This window comes from Rhizobium lentis, assembly GCF_014200175.1.
Classification (GTDB): Bacteria; Pseudomonadota; Alphaproteobacteria; order Rhizobiales; family Rhizobiaceae; genus Rhizobium; species Rhizobium mulingense.
This window is the reverse complement of sequence record NZ_JACHBD010000001.1, coordinates 1,049,498-1,068,635: the sequence shown is the minus strand read 5'-3', so window position 1 is coordinate 1,068,635 and position 19,138 is coordinate 1,049,498. Positions and strand designations below refer to the sequence as shown.

Below are 19,138 nucleotides of genomic sequence, written 5' to 3'. Positions count from 1 at the left end.
TGCTGCTCCTCAATCGAGAAGGAGCAGAAAGATGCAGACGACAAGGCAGTGGCAGACCGAGGCAATTGGACCGGAAGGAGATCTGAAGATCGGTGAAGCCGGAATTCCCGAGGTATCAGGCACGATGGTCCGGGTGCGGACGCAGGCCGTTTCCCTCAATTTCCGCGACAGGCTGGTCCTGGAGAGCGGCATGGGGCTGCCGCTACAGTTTCCCTTCGTGCCGGCCTCGGATATGGCGGGCGTGGTCGAGGCCGTCGGGCCGGATGTCACGCGCTTCAAACCCGGCGACCGGGTGATCTCCACCTTTTCCCCGGACTGGATCGAGGGCCGGGGGCCGGGCACGGCCCGCACGCCGCATTACCAGACACGGGGCGGCTTCTATCCGGGCGTGCTGTCCGAACATACAGTGCTCTCCGAGCAGTGGTTCACGCTTGCGCCGGCAACGCTCGATGCCGCCGAAGCAAGCACGTTGCCCTGCGCCGGCCTGACCGCCTGGTTCGCCCTCATTGAATGCGGCAGGCTCAAGGCCGGCGACCAGGTGTTGGTGCAGGGAACCGGCGGTGTCGCGCTCTTCGGCTTGCAGATCGCCAAAGCGCATGGCGCCGAGGTCTTCATTACGTCAGGCAGCACCGAAAAGCTCGAGCGGGCGTCCGCCCTCGGCGCCGATCATCTGATCAACCGGCACGAAGGTGACTGGGTGGAGCAGCTCTATCACTTGACCGGTGATTACGGCGCCGACCACGTGTTGGAAATCGTCGGCGGGCCGCATCTCGGCGAGGCTCTGAAGGCCGTGGCGGTCAACGGCCGCATCTCGGTGATCGGCGTGTTCGAGGGGTTCGACGTCTCGGGGCCTGCGGCACCCTTGCTTCTGAAGGCGCCCATCGTACAGGGAATTTCGGTCGGTCACCGCCGGGCGCTGGAAGATCTGGTGCGCGCTGTCGACCGGACCGGGCTGAAGCCTGTTATCGACAAGCGCTACGCCTTCGAGGAACTGCCGCAGGCGTTCGATCATCTCTATCGCGGCCCATTCGGCAAGGTCGTCATCGAGTTTTGAAACACGCGCTCCCTCGCGTCGTGGAGGGGAGCTTGCGGCTAATCGGCAGCGACGGTCTCGCTTTCGAAGGCGAAACCTTCGTCGGCCCAACCGGTCATGCCGCCGATCATCAGCTTCACCCCCAGGCCGAGCTGGGCGAGGCGGAGAGCGGCCTTATCTGCGCCGTTGCAGTGGGGGCCGGCGCAATAGACGACGAACAGCGTGTCCCTTGCCCATTCCGACATGCGGTGCGCGGTCATCTTGCCGTGCGGCAGGTTCATCGCACTCGGCACGTGGGATTGCGCAAACAGGGCCGGCGAGCGCACGTCGAGGAGAACGAAATCGACCTTGGCGCCGGCAATGGCGGCATGGACATCCGAGCAATCGGTTTCGAAAGCGAGCTTGGCGGCATAGTGGGCGGCGGCGAGATCGGGCTCGGCGGCTGGTATTTCGGCGACGGGGCTTGGCATCTGTCTTTCCTTTCCGTGTTGGAATTGCAGTTTGGTATCGCCGATGGTAGAGCTTTGCGAAATTGGCCATCATGACTGATAGCGTAAAGATCATGCCAAACACGTCGCCGCATCAGACGAAAGGGCCGCTGGTCGCAGCCCTTGCCTATGACGGGCTTTGCACCTTCGAATTCGGCATCGCCTACGAGGTCTTCGGCCTGCCGCGTCCGGAGATGGGCGATAACTGGTATCGCTTCTCTGTCTGCGGCATCGAGCCGGGGCCGCTGTGCGCCGCCGGCGGGTTGACGGTCGCCGTCGACAAGGGACTGGAGGTGCTTGAGGCGGCGGAGCTGATCGTCGTGCCGGGCTGGCGGGCGATCGATGCGCCGGTGCCTGCGCCGCTCGCCGCAGCACTTAGAGCAGCCCATCAGCGCGGCGCGCGCATCATGTCACTGTGCTCCGGCGTCGCGGTTCTGGCCGGATCAGGGCTGCTTGCCAATCGCAGGGCGACCACGCATTGGCGCTACGTCGCCTCGATCGCCGCGCTTTATCCCGACATCACCCTTGACGCCGATGTTCTCTACGTGGACGAGGGCAGCCTGCTGACCGCGGCGGGCAGTGCGGCTGGCATCGATCTCTGCCTGCATGTGGTGCGCAGCGATTTCGGCCCGGATGCCGCCAACAGCGTGGCGCGACGGCTCGTTGTTCCGCCGCATCGTGAGGGCGGGCAGGCGCAGTTCATCGCGGCGCCCGTGCCGGAAGAGCGCGAGGGCATCCGTCTCGGGCCGCTGATCGAATGGATGCGGGAAAGCCTATCCGAGGAGCAGCCGATCAATCTGCTCGCCAAAAGAGCGGGCATGAGCATGCGCACCTTTCAACGCCGCTTCGAAGCCGCAACGGGTGAGAGTGTCGGCGAGTGGCTGCTGAAGGAGCGGCTGCGCCATGCGCGCGATCTGCTGGAGAAGGAGCTTGCGGTGTCGCTCGACGACATCGCGATATCAAGCGGCTTCGGCACGCTCGCGACCATGCGGCATCATTTTCGTCGGAGGCTGGGGACGAGCCCGAGCGCCTATCGGAAATCATTCTGCGGTTAGCGCGCCATGCTTGCAATTTCATCTGACTTCGCCAAAACGGGCACTCTCAATTGTTCTGGAAAAGGGAGCGCCACGATGACGAATATCTCAGACGCCCCGAGAGGGTTTCGGCTTAAGTCGGGGGCTGACGATGCCGGTTGAACATCGGCGTTTCCGGTGATGAAGACCGCTCATATCCAGAGTTCATTGTCATGGGCAATTCTATCGGGAACGGAAGCTCCCCGATGATGTCGGCGTCGAATCCGGCGCCATCAATCATTTCTTTTCCAGTTATGCCTGGATCGAAGGCGCCGCCTTGGACCAGCTCGACGAGATGTCGCGACTGCCGGGTGTTTCGGAAATCGCCGGCAAGGAGGGCGCAACCATGAGCGCCATTGATCTTCTCGTGACGTCGGGCAACGACCCGCTGGAATGCCGCATGGCGCTCTCCGCACTTCTGCCATCCTCGAGCCTGACGCGATCGGGTTTGGCTGCACCTTCGAGAAGAGCCTCGTCCCGTTGCGTCAGGTCGAGGCTGAAAAGCAGGAGGCGGCCAAATCCGGTCGCTTCATCGCCAACCGGACCATCGAGCGAGGCAACGAGGTCAAGGCTTTCAAGCTGTGATCCGGCATATCGGTCCGACCGCAACGATAAACGGCGCCCTTCGATGAAGGGCGCCGCTCCTTTCAGTTACGGTCTCTGAAAATAGTGATTCCGTTCGATGCCGTCATAGCGGCCGGATTGCAGGCAGCAGTTCTTGAAACCGCCTCCTGGAACCGCAGGGGCAGGGATCGGCGCGGCCGAGTTTTTCGATCAGTTCGACGTTGCCATGAACGATCTGCGACCCGGTCTTGACCCGGGCTTCGGACGGGAAGGATTTGCGCCGTTTCGACGTGACCTCAAAAGCTGAAGTCGGTGAGGTGTTTGCGAGCCATGGCTGCCTCCTCTTCGTTGACACGCTGCGTCGTGCAGCATGCGCGTCATAAGTCTATGGCCGGTTCAGCGCAATGTTGCGGATCGAACTTTGCCGCAGCGTTGCAAACCCGTCACTCGGCCGTCCCGGCGGGGCGCTGACAGGACTGTCTCGCAGCCTCACCTGGACATTATCCGAAAGCCTGCTCCGGAGCGGAGCGGTTTCGAGGAACCCCGCCCTTCCAGAACCGTTAGAGGTTTCCAGTAGGGACTGTTCACAATGTCGGGCGCAATCAGCGCGCTTTCATCGACGTCTTTGGACGTGAAGTACCTTCATTCACGACCGGCGCGCCGATTCTTCATCCGCGGTCTCCGGGCCGGATCGCGTGAAGGGCAAGCCCGGGATCGGCTGATATGGATCTCGACAAATGCTGCTGGTCGCGACCGCCGGCACTCGAGGAGGGAAGTCTTCCAGAGGAGGTATCATGTTCAAGAAGTACGCCTATGCGTGGATCACCGTCGCCTTCTTTCTGTTTTCGCTCGCCGGCCATTGGATGTTCGGTTGGTTCGCCTTTGTCGGCGAGCAGCAGAGCCACGGGCAAGCGCCTGATATCAATGCCTATCTCATGGAAATGAGCAGAGACACCTTTGAAAACTGGCAGTCCGAATTCCTGCAATTACTCTGGCAGGTCGTTGGTCTTGCCTATTTTCTTTATATCGGCTCTCCGTCTTCAAAAGAAAACGATGACCGCACGGAAGCAAAACTCGATGCTCTCATCCGGCTAAATGCCGGAGAGAACGGTGAAACGATCATCGCCGAGATCGATAAGCACTTCATGAGAACCGGAGGACATGCGGGACCATACGAGCATGAGTTGGAGATGCGCAGGGGGCCTCGCAGGACCGGCGGCGCCACTTGAGCCAGTCCCAGCCACGCGACTGCGCAGTTTGCGCCACAACTCCAGCGATCCGCAGCACGCCGCGGGCGACATTCGCCGCGGCGTTGCCATTCGTCACTCCGCCGCCTGGCGGGCCATCGGATTGTTCGGGTGGGTCGTCCAATTGGCATAGTTCGGATCGACGACGCGGCCGGTGCGCTTGTCGAGGGTGCCGGCAGCCAGCGGTTCCATGGTGATGCAATTCTCGACCGGACAGACGTTGACGCAGAGATTGCAGCCGACGCATTCCTCTTCGATCACCTCGAAATGGCGCAGCCCATTGACGACGCTGGTGATCGCCTGGTGCGAGGTGTCCTCGCAGGCGATGTGGCAGCGGCCGCATTTGATGCAGGCATCCTGGTCGATCTTCGCCTTGGCGACGTAGTTGAGGTTCAAATATTGCCAGTCGGTGACATTGGGCACGGCGCGGCCGGTGATGTCGTCGAGAGTGCGATGGCCCTTTTCGTCCATCCAGTCGGAGAGGCCCGAAATCATCTCGTCTACGATCTTGAAGCCGTAGGTCATCGCCGCGGTGCAGACCTGCACGTTGCCGGCGCCGAGAACGAGGAATTCGGCGGCGTCGCGCCAGGTGGTGATGCCGCCGATACCCGAGATCGGCAGGCCGTAGGTTTCCGGATCACGGGCGATTTCGGCCACCATGTTGAGGGCGATCGGCTTGACTGCCGGGCCGCAATAACCACCATGGCTGCCCTTGCCGCCGACCGTCGGGTTGGGGGCGAAATTGTCGAGGTCGACGGAGACGATCGAATTGATCGTGTTGATCAGCGAGACGGCATCGGTGCCGCCGGCCTTGGCGGCGCGGGCGGGACGGCGAATATCGGTGATGTTGGGCGTCAGCTTGGTGATGACGGGCATGCGGGTGTACTGCTTGCACCAGCGCACCACCATTTCGATATATTCCGGCACCTGGCCGACGGCCGATCCCATGCCGCGTTCCGACATGCCGTGCGGACAGCCGAAATTGAGCTCGATGCCATCGGCGCCGGTCTCTTCGACGAGCGGCAGGATCGACTTCCAGGCCTGCTCCTCGCAAGGCACCATGATCGAGGCGATCAGCGCCCGGTCCGGCCAGTTCATCTTGACCTGCTTCATTTCCCGCAGGTTCGTATAGAGGTCGCGATCGGTGATGAGCTCGATATTGTTGAGTCCGAGCAGCCGGCGGTCGGCGCCCCAGATCGCGCCGTAGCGCGGGCCGTTGACGTTGACGACGGGTGGGCCTTCCTCGCCGAGCGTCTTCCAGACCACGCCGCCCCAGCCGGCCTTGAAGGCGCGCTCGACGTTGTAGGCCTTGTCGGTCGGCGGCGCTGACGCTAGCCAGAACGGGTTGGGGGATTTGATGCCGACGAAATTATTACGGAGATCAGCCATTGTTCATTCTCCCCTTCAAGCAACCGCGACAGCCGGAGCGGCTGCTGCGGAGAGGGTGCGATGGATGGATTCAGCCGCGTCGCGGCCGTGCGCGACGGCGGAAACGGTAAGATCCTCGCCGCCGAAGACGCAGTCGCCGCCGGCCCAGACGCCGTCGAGGGAGGTGCGGCCCTCGACGTCGACCGCGATGCGACCGGATTCCATGCGAAGCGAACCGAGGCCGGAGGCGTCAAAGGTCTGGCCGATCGCCTTGAAGATCTGGTCGGCGGCAATCACGCCGGTTTCGCCGGTGCCGACGAGGCGGCCTTCGACGAGCTTGGTGTATTCCACTTCGATGGCGGCGACCTTGCCGTCCTGAGCCAGGATCGACTTCGGCGCCAGCCAATGGCGGATGATGACGCCTTTGGAGCTTGCCAGATCCTGCTCGTATTCCGAGGCGTTCATATGCTCCTTGCCGCGGCGGTAACAGATCGTCACCTCTTCGGCACCGAGCAGCTTTGCCTGCACGGCAGCGTCGATCGCCGTCATGCCGCCGCCGAGAACGACGACGCGGCGGCCGATGGCGATATCGCTCTTGTCGTCAGCCTGACGCAGTGCGGCGATGAAATCGACGGCATCGTCGACGCCCGCAAGGCTCTCGCCCTCGATGCGCAGCGCGTTGACGCCGGCAAGGCCGATGCCGAGGAAAACGGCATCATATTGAGCCTGCAGATCGGCAAGCGAAAAGTCGCGGCCGAGAAGGGCGCCGTGGCGCACTTCGATACCGCCGATCGAGAGCACGTAATCGACTTCCTGCTGAGCGAAGTCGTCGACGGTCTTATAGGTGGCGATGCCGTATTCGTTGAGGCCGCCAGATTTTTCCCTGGCATCGTAGATGGTGACGGAGTGGCCTTTGACCGCCAGGCGGTGCGCAGCGGCCAGGCCTGCCGGGCCGGCGCCGACGATGGCGACCTTCTTTCCTGATGCTTCGGCCCTGCTATAGAACTGCTTGCCGGCCTGCATGGCGGCATCGGTCGCGTAACGCTGCAGGCGACCGATCTCGACAGGCCGTTCTTCCGCCGTGTTGCGCACGCAGGCCTGTTCGCAGAGCTCTTCGGTGGGACAGACGCGGGCGCACATGCCGCCGAGGATATTCTGATCGAAGATCGTCTTCGCCGAGCCGAGCGGATTGCCGGTCGAAATCTGCCGAATGAAGAGCGGAATGTCGATCGAGGTGGGACAGGCCGTCATGCACGGCGCGTCATAACAGAAATAGCAGCGGTCGGCGGCGACCAGCGCCTCGTGATGGTCGAGGCGTGGATGCAGATCGGAAAAATTAGCTTCATACTCGGCAGGCGATAGCCGGCCGGCATGAATCCCAGTTTCCAGTCGTTCCATTGAAGTTCCCTCATTATTGGTAAACGGCCTGTGAGGGAAAGCGTAACTCAGGTTTAAAAATTTATCAAACGGTAAAATTTTGACGGTTCGCCCCCTTTGGACGTCCACGCAATCCACTGTTTTCGCGTAAGAAATAATGCCGCCTTGGGTCAGAGAAATATTTCTGCGTTCCGTCCAAAAGGGCCGGCCGAAAAAAGATTCAAAAAAGTGAATTTATTTGCGACCGCAGGGAACCAAATTTGGACGTCATCGTTATCGCGATATCCGGATGGTGATCGCATCGACCCAACATGCGCGCCCCCAACCCACTATCCGGACGTACTCACGGTCCCCTCCCGGTGAGTGAAGACAGCCGGTGCGCCGCCCTCGCACCGGCTGTTTTTCTGTTTTCGCCCGACTTTATTTCCCACCTCAGATGCGTTTGAAGATTTCGAATTCGGTCTCCGGAATGGTCAGCCGATATTCGATGCGGCCGGGCACAAGATTCAGTTCCGCCTTGCCGTTGACCGACGAGGGCACGACACGCTCCAGCACGGTGCGGCCGAAGCTGTTGTCACTGAATTCGTGGACTTCCGACTGATCCTGCAGCACTTCCGCCCAGGCGATCTCGATCGCCCTTCTGTCGCCGATCGCAGCTTCCCGGCAGTTGAGCGTGATGGAGGCAGCGCCGCCGGCAATTGCGCCATAGGAGGCGGAGTTGACGATGAGTTCGTGGAGGGCAAGCCCCAGATGCACGGCGGCATTCGGCGTCAGATGCGCGTTAATGCCGTAGATCGGCATGGAGCCTGATGTTTCCGGCCAGTAGGGGGCGAACTGTTTTTCGGCGAGTTCGAAAAGATAGGCGCCGCGCCAGCTCGAATCCGTGATCAGGTCTTGGGAATTGGAAAGCGATTGCAGCCTCCCGCGGAACTTCAGGAGGAAACTGTCGAGAGAGAGCGTGTTGCGCGCCGTCTGCGTGGCAATGCCCTGGATGATGGCAAGAAGGTTCTTCGAGCGGTGCGAGAGTTCGCGCAGCAGCGATTTCAGTACTTTTTCACGGTGCCGGCTTTCGGTGACCTCGGTCATGACGGACAGAAGCCCATGCGTGCCGCGTTCACCGGTGCGCTGGATTTTCAGTTCATAGGTGCGCATTTCGCCGTCGACGTCGATCTCGACCTCGGCATTGTTGGGGATGCCGGTCTCCAGCACCTTGTGTTTCAGCGCTGTCAGATACTGCCCATGGATATCGCCGAAAAGGCCAGCATCAGTGCTGCCGGGCATGAAGCGCGCCGCGAAATACGGCGGCAGATTTTCGGCGTAGAAAATCGAAAGCCGGGCGTCCTGGCAGAGTATTGAAATACCGGCGCTGCCGAGCGCCCGTTCCATCATTGCGGCTTTGCCTTCGAAGGTGAAAGGCGTGCCCGACAATGGTTCAGTCGTATTCACTCGGCCGCCTTTCCTTGTGACGTCTTGAACGTCGCTGGAGGGAACGCCCTCCAGAAACCGCCTGCCGACTTTAGAACAAAGCGCTGCAAAAACCGTTAAGGCCTTCGGCGCGTCCCGGCAGCACCGGAACGCCTGTTTCGACGGATTGGTTCCGAAGGCCGGAAAATTGCGTCTCAGGCGGCTACCTTGGTCGATTCATTGAAGAAAAGCGCCTGGCTGATCAGTGCCTTGACCATGTCTGGGTTGAAAGGTTTGGTAACGAGGAAAGTCGGTTCGGGGCGCTCGCCGGTCAGGAGCCGTTCCGGGAAAGCGGTGATGAAGATCACCGGCACGCTCGACGTCTTGAGAATGTCGTTGACGGCATCGATGCCGGAACTGCCGTCGGCAAGCTGGATGTCGGCGAGCACCATGCTTGGCTTGGTCTTGTTGTAAAGCGCGACGGCTTCGGCATGGGTGCGGGCGATGCCGGTGACGCGGTGGCCGAGACTTTCGACCATCTGTTCGATATCCATGGCGATCAGCGGTTCGTCCTCGATGATCATGATGTCGGTTGCCACCTGGCGGGAAATCTCCTGCGAAGCCTTGTCGAGCAACTGCATGACATCCTGTTCGTCGAGCTCGAGAATTTCTGCGATTTCGGCGACGCGGAAATTCTCCACGGAAGCGAGCAGAAAGGCCTGACGGGCGCCTGGCGAAACTTTGGACAGATTGAGGGTCGCGCGCTGTTCCCACGCATATGGCGAGGTCGGCTCTGGAATCTGGACTGCAGTGGAACCAAACAGTTGTGTAAACAGTTTGTAGAGGGCGACCCGGTCATTCGCCGTATCCGGGAAAATCGACAGATCCGCGATGATGGCTTCAAGAACGGCGGCGACATAGGCGTCGCCCGAAGTCTGAGTGCCGGTCAGTGCGCGGGAATAGCGACGCAGATAAGGCAGGTGCGGCGCAATTCGAGTAGAAAGTGTCATATATGGCTCCTGTATACAGGCCGGCATTGGCTCCAATGACCGATTAACGTCATCTTGATAAAAAAGTTCCGGAACGGCAGGAACTTTTTTTGCCGCGCCGCATTATTCCAGCCGACATAGAAAGGGCGTAACATTTTGAGCCACGCAGCGGCAAACCTCGGCGACATCGATGATCGAAAGCCTCGGTCTCGCTGGTTGAAGTCATGATGATGCCGTGCACGCCCCTAGAACAGACAACCGGCGAGAAGACGAATTGATGACCACACGCAAGAAAGAAGCGGCCGATCAGCGACAGCTGGAGCTGCGGGCAAGCGATATCCTGGACCCGAACAATCAGATCGGCGTCAAATTGCGGTCGCTCTATGCAGCCGTACAGGATGAAGCGATCCCCGATCGTTTTCTCGATCTTCTCGAAAAGCTCGACCATGCCGAGATGATGGCTTCCGCCAAGATGGCCGAATAGGATCGCCCGCATGGAAGATAAAATGCAACCCAGCTTCAAGCGGGAACTGCTGGCGGCGCTGCCCAGTCTTCGCGCCTTCGCGATCTCGCTCATCGGACGCCACGACCGTGCCGACGATCTCGTCCAGGATACGATCATGAAAGCCTGGGCCAAGCAGGATCATTTCGAGATGGGCACCAATATGAAGGCCTGGCTCTTCACGATCCTGCGCAACGAGCTCTACAGCCAGATGCGGAAAAGCGGCCGCGAGGTGCAGGACAGCGACGGCTTGTTCACCGAATCGATGGCGATGCACCCCTCGCAATATGGCGCGCTCGATCTGCAGGACTTCAAGAAGGCGCTCGATCAGCTGCCGCCGGACCAGCGCGAAGCGATCATCCTCGTCGGCGCCTCGGGCTTTTCCTACGAGGAGGCCGCCGAAATCTGCGGCTGCGCCGTCGGCACCATTAAGAGCCGCGTCAACCGCGCCCGCCAACGCCTGCAGGAATTGCTGCAGATCTCAGGCGAAGCCGATTTCGGCCCCGACGCCACCTCGGCGCCGCTGACCTCGAAGGCATTTGCGTTCTGACGAGGTTGTGATGGGAGAACGGCCGGCTGCCCCTGAGACGCCGGCCTTTTTGGGCTGCCGGGAGCGCGAGGGTGCCGCGTGTGTATTGCGGGCGCTAGCCTCTCCCCCCTCATCACCGGAATCCAGGCCGCCGCTCGAAGTCCTTGCGGCAGGCACAGGAATGAGGGAGGAAAGGTGGGGCTCCACCTCTTAGGCGTCCGGGAGACGGGCGATGCAAAGAATTCAATCCTCCCGCTTCGACCCCACCAGATTGGCCGCGACGATTGCCGCCAGCACGCCAGCGGTCAGCAGCGGCTGGGCGCGGACGAGGCCGAGGCCGACTGCCGCCAGCGATTCCAACGCTGCGCGGCGCTCGCGGGCGCGGCGTTTCTCCCGGGCATTGGCGATCGCCATCGCGGCGAGCAGGATTATGCCGATCAACAGCGCACCGACGGCCATGAAGAGAACGGCGGCGAACGGACCGTAGATGCCGGCAAGCCAGATAGCTCCGGCGGCAACCGCCAGCGCATAGGCTGTGAGGAGGAAGAGCAGCGCGAGCGCGATGAAGATGCTGGTGCGCTTGGCGCGCGTGATGGTCCGGTGCACGCTTGCGCCTGTCAGCAGGCTGAGGATCGATAGCATCGCGCGTCCTCAGCGCCGCGCGAGGAAGGCGATAGCCAGGCCGAAGGCTGCTGCGGCGCCGATCGTGGCCAGCGGATGCTTGCGCACGGTCTCGCGCATCTCGGTCGCGCCGCGCTCGTAGCCATGCTGCAATTCGCGTAAGAGATCCTCGCTGCGGCTGAGCAGTTCCTCATAGCCCGCACTTGCCTGGCTGCGCATCTTATCGCCCTGATGGCGCGAACTCTTGCCGACCAAGCGCGTCAGTTCCGCAAGCTCATCGCGCAGCGCCTCAATCTGTTCCTCGATGCCGGATTCGAAATTGTGGAAGGTGCCGTTGCGGCGGCTGCGGCCGGAGTGAAAGATAGAATAGGTCATGGCTGTCTCCAATGGCTGGGGCGCGCGCAAGCCCGCCTGTTCTGCACCGGGTCACCACCGTTCGTTGCATAGATGAGACCGCGCGGCATTGACCCAAATCACTGCCGACAACGTCCCGGGCGATCAAAAGTTCCGCCGGGCTCGGCGGTTAGCCTTGGGAAACGGCGCTGTGGGCGAGCACGAAAGGAGTGCCGTCGGCAGGCACCTGATTGATGCGCAGCGCGCAGCCGAATACCGAGAGCATGGTCTCATCGGTCAACACCTCATCGATACAGCCGGCGGCGGCGAGGCGGCCGGATTTCATCAGCACGAGGCGGTCGGCAAAGAGCGCCGTCAGGTTGATGTCGTGCATGACGGCGATGACGCCGCCGCCGCGTTCGCAGAAATCGCGGGCAAGCGACATGATGGTCAGCTGATGGCTGATGTCGAGGCTGGAGACCGGCTCGTCGAGCAGCAGCCAGCGGGACTTGCCGTCGACGACGGGCTCGGCGATCTGGCAAAGCACGCGGGCAAGCTGCACGCGCTGCTGCTCGCCCCCGGAGAGTTCCTGGTAGAAGCGGCCTTCGAAGCCGGTCAGATCGACCGACGCGAGGGCGGCGGCCGCCGTCTCGTCCGCCTTTTCGGGATTGAGATTGAGGCCGGATGTCAGGCCCATGCGGACAATCTCGCGCACGGTGAAGGGAAACGAGATGGTACTTGCCTGCGGCAGCACACCACGAATGGCGGCAAGCTGCCAGGGCTTCAGCCCCTTCACCTCGTCGCCGCCGATGCGCACCAAGCCATCATAAACAAGCTCGCCGGAGATCGCCTTCATCGTAGTCGTCTTGCCGGAGCCGTTGGGACCAGCAATCGCGGTCAGCTCGCCGGCCTTTGCGGTGAAAGCGACGTCGCTGATGATTGATTTGCCTGACAGGCGCACGGAGAGGCCGGAAACTTCGATCATCTGTACGTCACTCACAATTGCCCTCAAAGGGCAAGGCGTGAACGCTGCCTCAGCAGGATCCACAGGAAGAACGGCCCACCGACCGCCGCGGTGATGATGCCGATCGGCAGTTCGGCCGGGGCGACCAGGGTGCGCGCCAGCACGTCTGCGAAGATCAGCAGCGATCCGCCGAGAAGGGCTGCGGCCGGCAGCAGGAAACGGTGATCCGGCCCGATTGCCATGCGCAGGATGTGCGGCACGACAATACCGACGAAACCGATGCCGCCGCTGACGGCGACGGAAGCACCGGTCGCCGCGGCGACGCCGACGATTGCGACATTCTTCAGCCGCTGCACCGGTACGCCCATATGAAAAGCGGCTGCCTCGCCGAGCGTGATGGCGTTGAGGCCGCGGGCCATGAAGGGCAGGGCGGTGAAGGACAGCAGGATGATCGGGCCGGCGGCGGCGATCTTCGTCCATGTGGCGCCGGCAAGCGAGCCCATGCTCCAGAAGGTCAGGTCGCGCAGCTGCTGGTCGTTGGCGACGTAGATCAGCAGGCCGGTCACGGCGAGGGTGAGCGCGCCGAGCGCGATGCCGGCAAGTAGCATCGTCGCCACCGAGGTCTGGCCGTGACGGGTGGCGATCCTGTAAAGCAGCAGCGTCGTGACCAGACCGCCGCCGAAGGCTGCCACCGGCAAGGCGTAGATGCCGAAGAACGCCTGGAACGGTGCCGCGAGGCCGCTGCCGAGCACGATCATGGCGACCGCGCCGAGGCTTGCGCCGGAGGAGACGCCGACAAGGCCCGGATCGGCGAGCGGATTGCGGAACAGGCCCTGCATCACCGTGCCGGAGACCGCCAGCGAGGCGCCGATCAGAAAGCCGAGGATCGTGCGGGGAAGGCGGATATCGAAGATGATGATCCGGTCACGGGCGCTCAGCGCCGCCTCCGACCCGGTCACATTGCCGATGACCTCGAGGATCGAGGCATCCGAGGTGCCTGTCGTCACCGAAAACAGCATTGCGAAGGCGGAGCCGGCGACAAGCAGAGCGATCGCCAGCACGGCGAGCCGCGTTCTGTCGCCCGCCCTGGTTTCGCCGATCTCTGCCATCGCAAAGCGTCGCCCTGGTTGCGTCATGGCTTGCGGCAGGGCCATGATCAGCCCCCGTAGATCGCCGCGTTGAGCTCGCGCGCGGCGGCGGCCGTGCGCGGGCCGAAGCCGAGCAGGTAGATGCCGTCCATCCGGACGATCGCCTTCTTCTCGCCGGCCGGCGTCAGCGCGATCGCCGGCTGGGCCAGCAGGTCCTCGTTCCTGGTACCGGCGCCGTCGCCGCGGTTCATCATCACGATGATGTCGGGCTTGGCTTCGATGATCGCCTCGTCCGTCAGCGGCTTATAACCGGGGAATGCGCCGACGGCATTGACGGCGCCGGCAAGCTTGACGATGCCGTCGGCCGCCGTGCCGGTGCCCGAGGCCATGATCCGGCCGTTCTGGGCGCTGAGGATGAAGAGAACGCGCTTGCGCTCGGTCTCCGGGCGCTTTTCGGCGTCGGCGATTGCTGCATCGAGATCGGCCGCGACCTTTTCTTCAAGTGCTTTCGCCTTGTCGGGCACGCCAAGCAGCGCGCCGACGCGATCGATCTTGGCGATGATGCCATCGCGGGTAAAGGTGTTCGGCACGGTTTCGAAAGGCACGCTGGCATTCTTCAGCACGGCCAGCGCCTCTACCGGGCCCGAACCCTCGACGGCGATGATCGCCGTCGGGTTCATGGCGAGGATGCCTTCCGGTGAGAGCGCACGCATATAACCGACATTGGGCAGCTCCAGCGCGGCTTCCGGATAGGTGCTTGTCGTGTCGCGGGCGATCAGCCGGCTTTCCTCGCCGAGCGCATAGACGATCTCGGTAACATCGCCGCCGACCGAAACCAGGCGCGACGTGTCCAGCTTCCTGTCCTCGGCGCGGGCGGCACGGACAAAGGCGATGCCCTTGACCGCCGGCGCCGAGGGGATCAGCGGCAGCGCCATGACGGCCGCCGTCAGCGCCAGTTGCCAGGGACGGATTCGGCGCACATTGTTAGGCATCGTCATCGTTGCGATCCTTATGCGGCGACACTTGCTGCCCGCGGCAGGTTTTCGATGATCTCGCGCCATTCGGCGCGTTCGTCAGAGCCTTCCTTGCGCTTGCCGAAGAACTGGATGATCATCTCGCCGTCGGCATTGTAAGCCTCGAGCGAAGTGACGTGGCCGTCCTTTGTCGGCTTGCGCACGGCCCAGGTCTCGGCGATGTGATCCTGGCGCAGATGCAGGTGGAATGTCGGGTCCATGATATTGATCCACGGTCCCATGGTCTGCACGTTGACGATCGGGCCGGAATGGATCTGGACGATGCCGTTATTGGCGACGAAGCACATGATCGGGAGGCCCGATTTCACCGAGGCATGCATCATCTCCGCCGTCGCGCCGTTGTCGAGCTTCCAGGCATAGTCGTCGCCGACGCTGCGGATGGCCGCCCGGCGGCCGATCTTCAGGCGCTTCAGCATGCCGAAGAACTCATGCGTGTCGGTGAGTTTGCTCCAGTTGTCGCGCAGCTCGTCGCGGTTGACATCTGCGGCCTCATCGGCGGCATTGGAAATCTCCGCCTCGACGAATTCCTGCGACTGGTCTTCGAGCTTTAGTTCGGCGACGATCGCGTGATAGGCCTCGACATTCGAATTCGGTCGCAGATGCACCTTGTGCACGGCGTTGCCCGCCTTGTCGAAATATTGCAGGCTGAGACGCTCCTGGTCGCCATCCTTTTTGGAGACGGCGAAGCCATGCTCCCAGTGGCTGGGGAAGATGCGCAGGTCGATGTTCTCGCCGAGCGCGATCGCGCTCTGCATGCCCATCTTGATGTTTTCGAAGACGCCGATCTTCTCGTGCACGGCGCTTTCGTTGCGCGACAGCGCCATCACTTCGCCGAGGCCGGCGACGCGTTCCAGAAGCTTCAGCGCGCTGCCATTGATGCGGGTCACGCTGATGCCTGTTTCGGCGGCGACGAGGGCTGCCTCGGAAATCTTCAGCCGGGCGGCGATATCGCGCTCGCGCATCTTTGGATTTTCGGCGCGAAACGCACGGATTTCGGCCGGCGCCGGTCTTTTCTGTTCAGTCATGTCTTACCTACTTATTGGCCCTATTTATTAAGAATGAGCTTGCCCTGGCGGGTGATCTTCAGGCGGTAGACCAGCCCGTCGTGTTTGATCACGATCTCGTTCATGCCGCGGAAAAGATCCGCGCTGTCGACGATCCGCTGTTGCGCCGCCGGCTCGCTGGGCAGCGGCGCATGCTTAAAGCTGTCTGGCTTTTCAACCATCATGTCGGTTGGCAATTCCGTGAAGCCGGGGATCGGTGGTCCCCGGTGTGGTGACAATTAACTTGACTTTATTACTCATAGTTTTTTAAAGACGCAATAGGAGACTAACGTACTCAAGTTTTTGAGATTGCTAATTTGCTGCCGCCTGCCGGCGGCCTGCGACATGGCGGAGAAGATCATGACGGGTAGGTTTGCGGCCATTGCGGCCGGCTGGGTGATGGCGGTTGCGAGCGTATGCCAGGCACAGGAGACGGCACGGGCAGCCTCTCTCAATGTCGAGCTCAACGCGCTGGCCCCCTCGCAGAAGGGCTGCATGATGACCTTCGTCGCGCTCAACCAGCTGCCCGCCGCCATCAACAAGGTGTCCTTCGAACTTGCCTTCTTCAACGACAAGAATGCCGTCGACCGCATCACCGTGCTCGATTTCCGCGATCTGCCGCAGGGCAAGAAGCGCGTGCGTCAGTTCGACATGCCGAATGTCAAATGCGAGAGCGTGACCCGCATCCTCATCAACGACACGCCGGTCTGCGACGGGCCGGCTGCCGGCGAATGCATGAAGGGCCTCGTCGCCCGCTCGCAGATTTCCGTTCCCTTCGAGGGATAAGAAGACGCCGGGCATGATCCCCGGCGGGCATGTTTCAGGCTGTCCGAGGCATAGACAATGGCGATTTCAGCGAAAACCAGATCGAGACAGGTGCTCATCGGGGAGGCGGACGCCGGCGGCAGCCTGAATGATAATACGCCCGGAATGCATCCCGGCCACGAGCTTTCCGAATTGCGCAACGCGCAGCGGCAGCCGGCCGGCGAAGCGGTGATCCACTACACGCGTTTCGCGCAGATTTCATCCTTCCCGGATCATCCGGAAACTGCGCCGGCAGCTCCCGTTTCCGCGCCGCCGATGGACGCGACGGTGGAAAAACAGGATGACGAGAAGACACCAGTGCGACGGCGGGTGGCGCTGAGTTGCGTCGGTTCAGCCTTTTTCCATGCTGCGTTGGCCGCCACGCTGCTTATTATGATGCCTGCGCCCTCGGATGAAACGCTGATGGAAGCCGGCGAGGCGATCAGCGTGGTCATGCTCGGCAGTTCCGACGCCGATCAGAGCGCAGCCGGCGACACTGAGGTGACCATTCAGGAAGAAGTGGTCCCAGAGGCTGTTGAGCCCGATACAGTTAAGCCAGTCGAGACAGCCGAGGTGCAGGCGGAGGTCGTTCAGCCGGAAACCGTGCAGCCCGCGGACGCAGAGCCGGTCGAAACCGTCCGGCCTGTGCAGGAGGTTACACGTCAATCAGCGCAGACGATTGCGGCTTCGGAACCTGAAGTCCTGGTATCCGAAACCCCTGCAGAAACTTCTGTCGTGCAGCCGATGTCGGCGGTGGTGCCAGAGCAGCCGGTGATGTCTAGCGAACCCCCAACGGCAAGCGCAATGCAGTCCGAACCCGAAGAGATCAAGCCTGTCGAGGTACCTCCCGTTTCTCCCGAGCCGGAGCCGCCGACTGAGGTGGTCACTCCGCGGCCGAAGCCAAAGCTGGAAAAGCCTGTAGAAAAGAAGACGGTGGAAAGGAAGCAGCCGCCGAAGAAAGCACAGGGTTCGGAGGGCGATGCCAAGCAGGAGTCGCGCCGGGGTGCTGCAGACGGACAGGCAGACGCCAATTCGAACGATAATTCGCGCACATCCGGTGGACGGAATGGAGCGGGCGGTGCGTCGGAAGCCAATTACAAAGGCAAGCTTGTCGCGCGGTTGTTCCGTTGCGTAGACCGGATGGAGTCTCGGTATCGTACGGCTCCGGCCACCTTGACCGTTCGCATCACCGTCAATCGCAGAGGCGATATCACCGCGTCAAGTGTTGTCCGTGGCTCGGGGCTCCCCGAGGTTGATAGCGCGGCTCTTGCCAGGGTAGCCTCTTGCAACCTGCCGGCGATGCCAGACACGATCGCGGCATCCTCGCGTACCTACGCCTTCCCCGTCGAGGTCACTCCGCGATAATATGATAACGATAATCAACTTTATACTTTACTCTGAAAATCAAGTTTAATAAGAGTCCGTTCGCGCACGCAGGAATCGTGTGACGACAACGAGCGAACGGGTGGTAAATGGCTCGCAAGGGCAAGAAGGGTTCGAACCGGGAGGTCCGCGACAGCGCGGGCGAGGACGCAAGTCAGGCATCCCCCGGACGGTCCAAACTGGATGGCCGCAGTTTCCTCTATGTCGGCGGGCGCGACTGCCAGGTGGCGCATCTTCGCCAAATCTGCAGCAATTTCGGCGCCGAGCTCATTCATCACGACGGCGGCCTGCGCGAAGCGGTGTCCCGCATCGATACCGTGCTTCCCTCGGTCGACTGCGTCTTCTGCCCGATCGACTGTATCAGCCACGATGCCTGCCTTCGGGTGAAGACCGGCTGCAAGAAGTTCGGCAAGGCCTTCATCCCGCTGCGCAACGGCAGCAAATCCAGCCTGGAGCGTGCGCTGCAGACGATGAACGAACGAGACAATTCCCGATGAACGACCAGCACCCCGACGGCTTCACCATGATCGGCCTGCACAAGCTCGCCGCGCAGAGCGGCGACGGCCTCGTGCCCGAACTCTACGAACTTTTTCAGCAGCATGCCGAACGCCAGCGGATCTATCAGAATGTGACGCTGTTCCCGACCTGGGAGGCGCGCATGCCTGGAGAAGCGACAACGAGAGCACTTGGCCCGGCGGCGGCAAACGGCAATAATGTTCTTGCCTTTCCCTCGCATGCCGCAAAGATGGGCAAGAGGAAGGCGTAAGGAGATTTCATGTATATCGCGATGAACCGCTTCCAGGTCGTCACGGGGACCGAGGGCGATTTCGAGACTGTCTGGCGCAATCGCGATTCCAGCCTGGCCGAAGTGCCCGGTTTCGTCGAATTCCGGCTGCTGCGCGGCAAGCTCAACGAAGAGGCGGGCTATACGCTCTATTCTTCGCACACGGTCTGGAAGAGCGAAGAGGATTTTCAGAACTGGACGAAGTCCGAGAATTTCCGCGCTGCGCATCGCAATGCCGGCGACCGCAAGGCGATGTATAAGGGACCGCCGGTGTTTGAGGGCTTCAATGTGGTCGATGGGATTTAGCTGCTGACAGTTAGCTTGGCGTCCGTAGCCCCCTCATCCCCCTGGACACCTTCTCCCCGAGGGTAGAAGGGACGTGCCGCAGCGCTGATTTTCCCTTCTCCGCTCGGGGAGAAGGTGGCCCGAAGGGTCGGATGAGGGGGCTGCACGGCACGCGCTTCATGCGACTCCTAGTTTGCTCTCGAGCAACCGGCAGCGATTGCCAAA

23 protein-coding genes are annotated in these 19,138 nt (G+C 61.9%); 11 read left to right on the top strand and 12 right to left on the bottom strand.

Annotated features, from left to right (window positions below; translation table 11 throughout):
* Nucleotides 1-31: 31 nt before the first annotated feature.
* On the top strand, nt 32-1,054 hold the full coding sequence (locus GGI60_RS05180) for an NAD(P)-dependent alcohol dehydrogenase (RefSeq protein WP_183912030.1): 1,023 nt from the start codon (nt 32-34) through the stop codon (nt 1,052-1,054).
* A 38-nt stretch (nt 1,055-1,092) separates the two neighbouring features.
* Here GGI60_RS05180 and GGI60_RS05175 read toward each other — a convergent pair whose 3' ends face one another.
* On the bottom strand, nt 1,093-1,503 hold the full coding sequence (locus GGI60_RS05175; RefSeq protein ID WP_183912032.1) for a rhodanese-like domain-containing protein: 411 nt from the start codon (nt 1,501-1,503) through the stop codon (nt 1,093-1,095).
* A gap of 71 nt (nt 1,504-1,574) precedes the next feature.
* On the opposite strand from GGI60_RS05175, the gene ftrA reads away from it, so the two are divergent.
* The 3 genes from ftrA (at nt 1,575) to GGI60_RS05160 (ending at nt 4,387) form a co-directional block, all read left to right on the top strand.
* On the top strand, nt 1,575-2,576 hold the full coding sequence (gene ftrA, locus GGI60_RS05170) for a transcriptional regulator FtrA (protein ID WP_183912034.1): 1,002 nt from the start codon (nt 1,575-1,577) through the stop codon (nt 2,574-2,576).
* Nucleotides 2,577-2,987: 411 nt separating this feature from the next.
* On the top strand, nt 2,988-3,179 hold the full coding sequence (locus GGI60_RS31890) for a hypothetical protein (RefSeq protein ID WP_246720299.1): 192 nt from the start codon (nt 2,988-2,990) through the stop codon (nt 3,177-3,179).
* A 773-nt stretch (nt 3,180-3,952) separates the two neighbouring features.
* A complete protein-coding gene (locus GGI60_RS05160; RefSeq protein WP_183912036.1) occupies nt 3,953-4,387 on the top strand; it encodes a DUF6766 family protein in 435 nt (144 codons plus the stop codon).
* Nucleotides 4,388-4,480: 93 nt separating this feature from the next.
* Here the strand turns inward: GGI60_RS05160 and preA are convergent, their stop codons facing one another.
* The 4 genes from preA to GGI60_RS05140 form a co-directional block, all read right to left on the bottom strand.
* Nucleotides 4,481-5,794: an NAD-dependent dihydropyrimidine dehydrogenase subunit PreA gene (preA, locus tag GGI60_RS05155; RefSeq protein WP_183912038.1), complete on the bottom strand. Its 1,314-nt coding sequence runs from the start codon at nt 5,792-5,794 to the stop codon at nt 4,481-4,483.
* A gap of 15 nt (nt 5,795-5,809) precedes the next feature.
* On the bottom strand, nt 5,810-7,171 hold the full coding sequence (locus tag GGI60_RS05150) for an NAD(P)-dependent oxidoreductase (protein ID WP_183912040.1): 1,362 nt from the start codon (nt 7,169-7,171) through the stop codon (nt 5,810-5,812).
* A gap of 411 nt (nt 7,172-7,582) precedes the next feature.
* Entirely contained in the window at nt 7,583-8,578 is a 996-nt protein-coding gene (locus tag GGI60_RS05145) for a sensor histidine kinase (protein ID WP_183913825.1), read from the bottom strand.
* 191 nt (nt 8,579-8,769) lie between these two features.
* On the bottom strand, nt 8,770-9,564 hold the full coding sequence (locus GGI60_RS05140) for a response regulator (RefSeq protein ID WP_020922074.1): 795 nt from the start codon (nt 9,562-9,564) through the stop codon (nt 8,770-8,772).
* A gap of 256 nt (nt 9,565-9,820) precedes the next feature.
* Here GGI60_RS05140 and GGI60_RS05135 point away from each other — a divergent pair, with 256 nt between their 5' ends.
* Both GGI60_RS05135 and GGI60_RS05130 read left to right on the top strand, forming a co-directional pair.
* Nucleotides 9,821-10,027, top strand: coding sequence for a NepR family anti-sigma factor (locus GGI60_RS05135; protein WP_183912043.1), 207 nt, complete (start codon nt 9,821-9,823; stop codon nt 10,025-10,027).
* A gap of 10 nt (nt 10,028-10,037) precedes the next feature.
* On the top strand, nt 10,038-10,595 hold the full coding sequence (locus tag GGI60_RS05130) for an RNA polymerase sigma factor (RefSeq protein ID WP_064684848.1): 558 nt from the start codon (nt 10,038-10,040) through the stop codon (nt 10,593-10,595).
* 222 nt (nt 10,596-10,817) lie between these two features.
* Here the strand turns inward: GGI60_RS05130 and GGI60_RS05125 are convergent, their stop codons facing one another.
* The 7 genes from GGI60_RS05125 to hemP all read right to left on the bottom strand — a co-directional run bounded on the left by GGI60_RS05125 (nt 10,818) and on the right by hemP (nt 15,842).
* Entirely contained in the window at nt 10,818-11,216 is a 399-nt protein-coding gene (locus GGI60_RS05125) for a hypothetical protein (RefSeq protein ID WP_183912044.1), read from the bottom strand.
* 9 nt (nt 11,217-11,225) lie between these two features.
* Nucleotides 11,226-11,570, bottom strand: coding sequence for a DUF883 family protein (locus tag GGI60_RS05120; protein WP_097604204.1), 345 nt, complete (start codon nt 11,568-11,570; stop codon nt 11,226-11,228).
* Between the two features lie 148 nt (nt 11,571-11,718).
* A complete protein-coding gene (locus GGI60_RS05115) occupies nt 11,719-12,513 on the bottom strand; it encodes a heme ABC transporter ATP-binding protein (RefSeq protein ID WP_183913827.1) in 795 nt (264 codons plus the stop codon).
* Between the two features lie 23 nt (nt 12,514-12,536).
* Nucleotides 12,537-13,646, bottom strand: coding sequence for a FecCD family ABC transporter permease (locus GGI60_RS05110; RefSeq protein WP_183912046.1), 1,110 nt, complete (start codon nt 13,644-13,646; stop codon nt 12,537-12,539).
* Between the two features lie 2 nt (nt 13,647-13,648).
* Nucleotides 13,649-14,578 carry a hemin ABC transporter substrate-binding protein gene (locus GGI60_RS05105; RefSeq protein WP_183912048.1) on the bottom strand — a complete coding sequence of 310 codons (930 nt, stop codon included), beginning with the start codon at nt 14,576-14,578 and terminating at the stop codon, nt 13,649-13,651.
* Between the two features lie 11 nt (nt 14,579-14,589).
* The gene (locus GGI60_RS05100; RefSeq protein WP_183912050.1) at nt 14,590-15,639 is read right to left on the bottom strand and encodes a hemin-degrading factor; all 1,050 of its coding nucleotides are present in this window, start codon (nt 15,637-15,639) and stop codon (nt 14,590-14,592) included.
* A gap of 20 nt (nt 15,640-15,659) precedes the next feature.
* Complete coding sequence (gene hemP / locus GGI60_RS05095) at nt 15,660-15,842, bottom strand: hemin uptake protein HemP (RefSeq protein WP_183912052.1); 183 nt, start codon at nt 15,840-15,842, stop codon at nt 15,660-15,662.
* A 175-nt stretch (nt 15,843-16,017) separates the two neighbouring features.
* On the opposite strand from hemP, the gene GGI60_RS05090 reads away from it, so the two are divergent.
* The 5 genes from GGI60_RS05090 (at nt 16,018) to GGI60_RS05070 (ending at nt 18,934) form a co-directional block, all read left to right on the top strand.
* Entirely contained in the window at nt 16,018-16,443 is a 426-nt protein-coding gene (locus GGI60_RS05090; RefSeq protein ID WP_183912054.1) for a hypothetical protein, read from the top strand.
* Between the two features lie 57 nt (nt 16,444-16,500).
* Nucleotides 16,501-17,826: an energy transducer TonB gene (locus GGI60_RS05085; protein WP_183912056.1), complete on the top strand. Its 1,326-nt coding sequence runs from the start codon at nt 16,501-16,503 to the stop codon at nt 17,824-17,826.
* Nucleotides 17,827-17,933: 107 nt separating this feature from the next.
* Nucleotides 17,934-18,341, top strand: coding sequence for a DUF2325 domain-containing protein (locus GGI60_RS05080; protein ID WP_039621588.1), 408 nt, complete (start codon nt 17,934-17,936; stop codon nt 18,339-18,341).
* Nucleotides 18,338-18,610, top strand: coding sequence for a hypothetical protein (locus tag GGI60_RS05075; protein WP_183912058.1), 273 nt, complete (start codon nt 18,338-18,340; stop codon nt 18,608-18,610). The genes GGI60_RS05080 and GGI60_RS05075 overlap by 4 nt, the downstream gene beginning before the upstream one ends.
* A 9-nt stretch (nt 18,611-18,619) precedes the next feature.
* Nucleotides 18,620-18,934 carry an antibiotic biosynthesis monooxygenase family protein gene (locus GGI60_RS05070; protein WP_183912060.1) on the top strand — a complete coding sequence of 105 codons (315 nt, stop codon included), beginning with the start codon at nt 18,620-18,622 and terminating at the stop codon, nt 18,932-18,934.
* Nucleotides 18,935-19,138 lie beyond the last annotated feature (204 nt).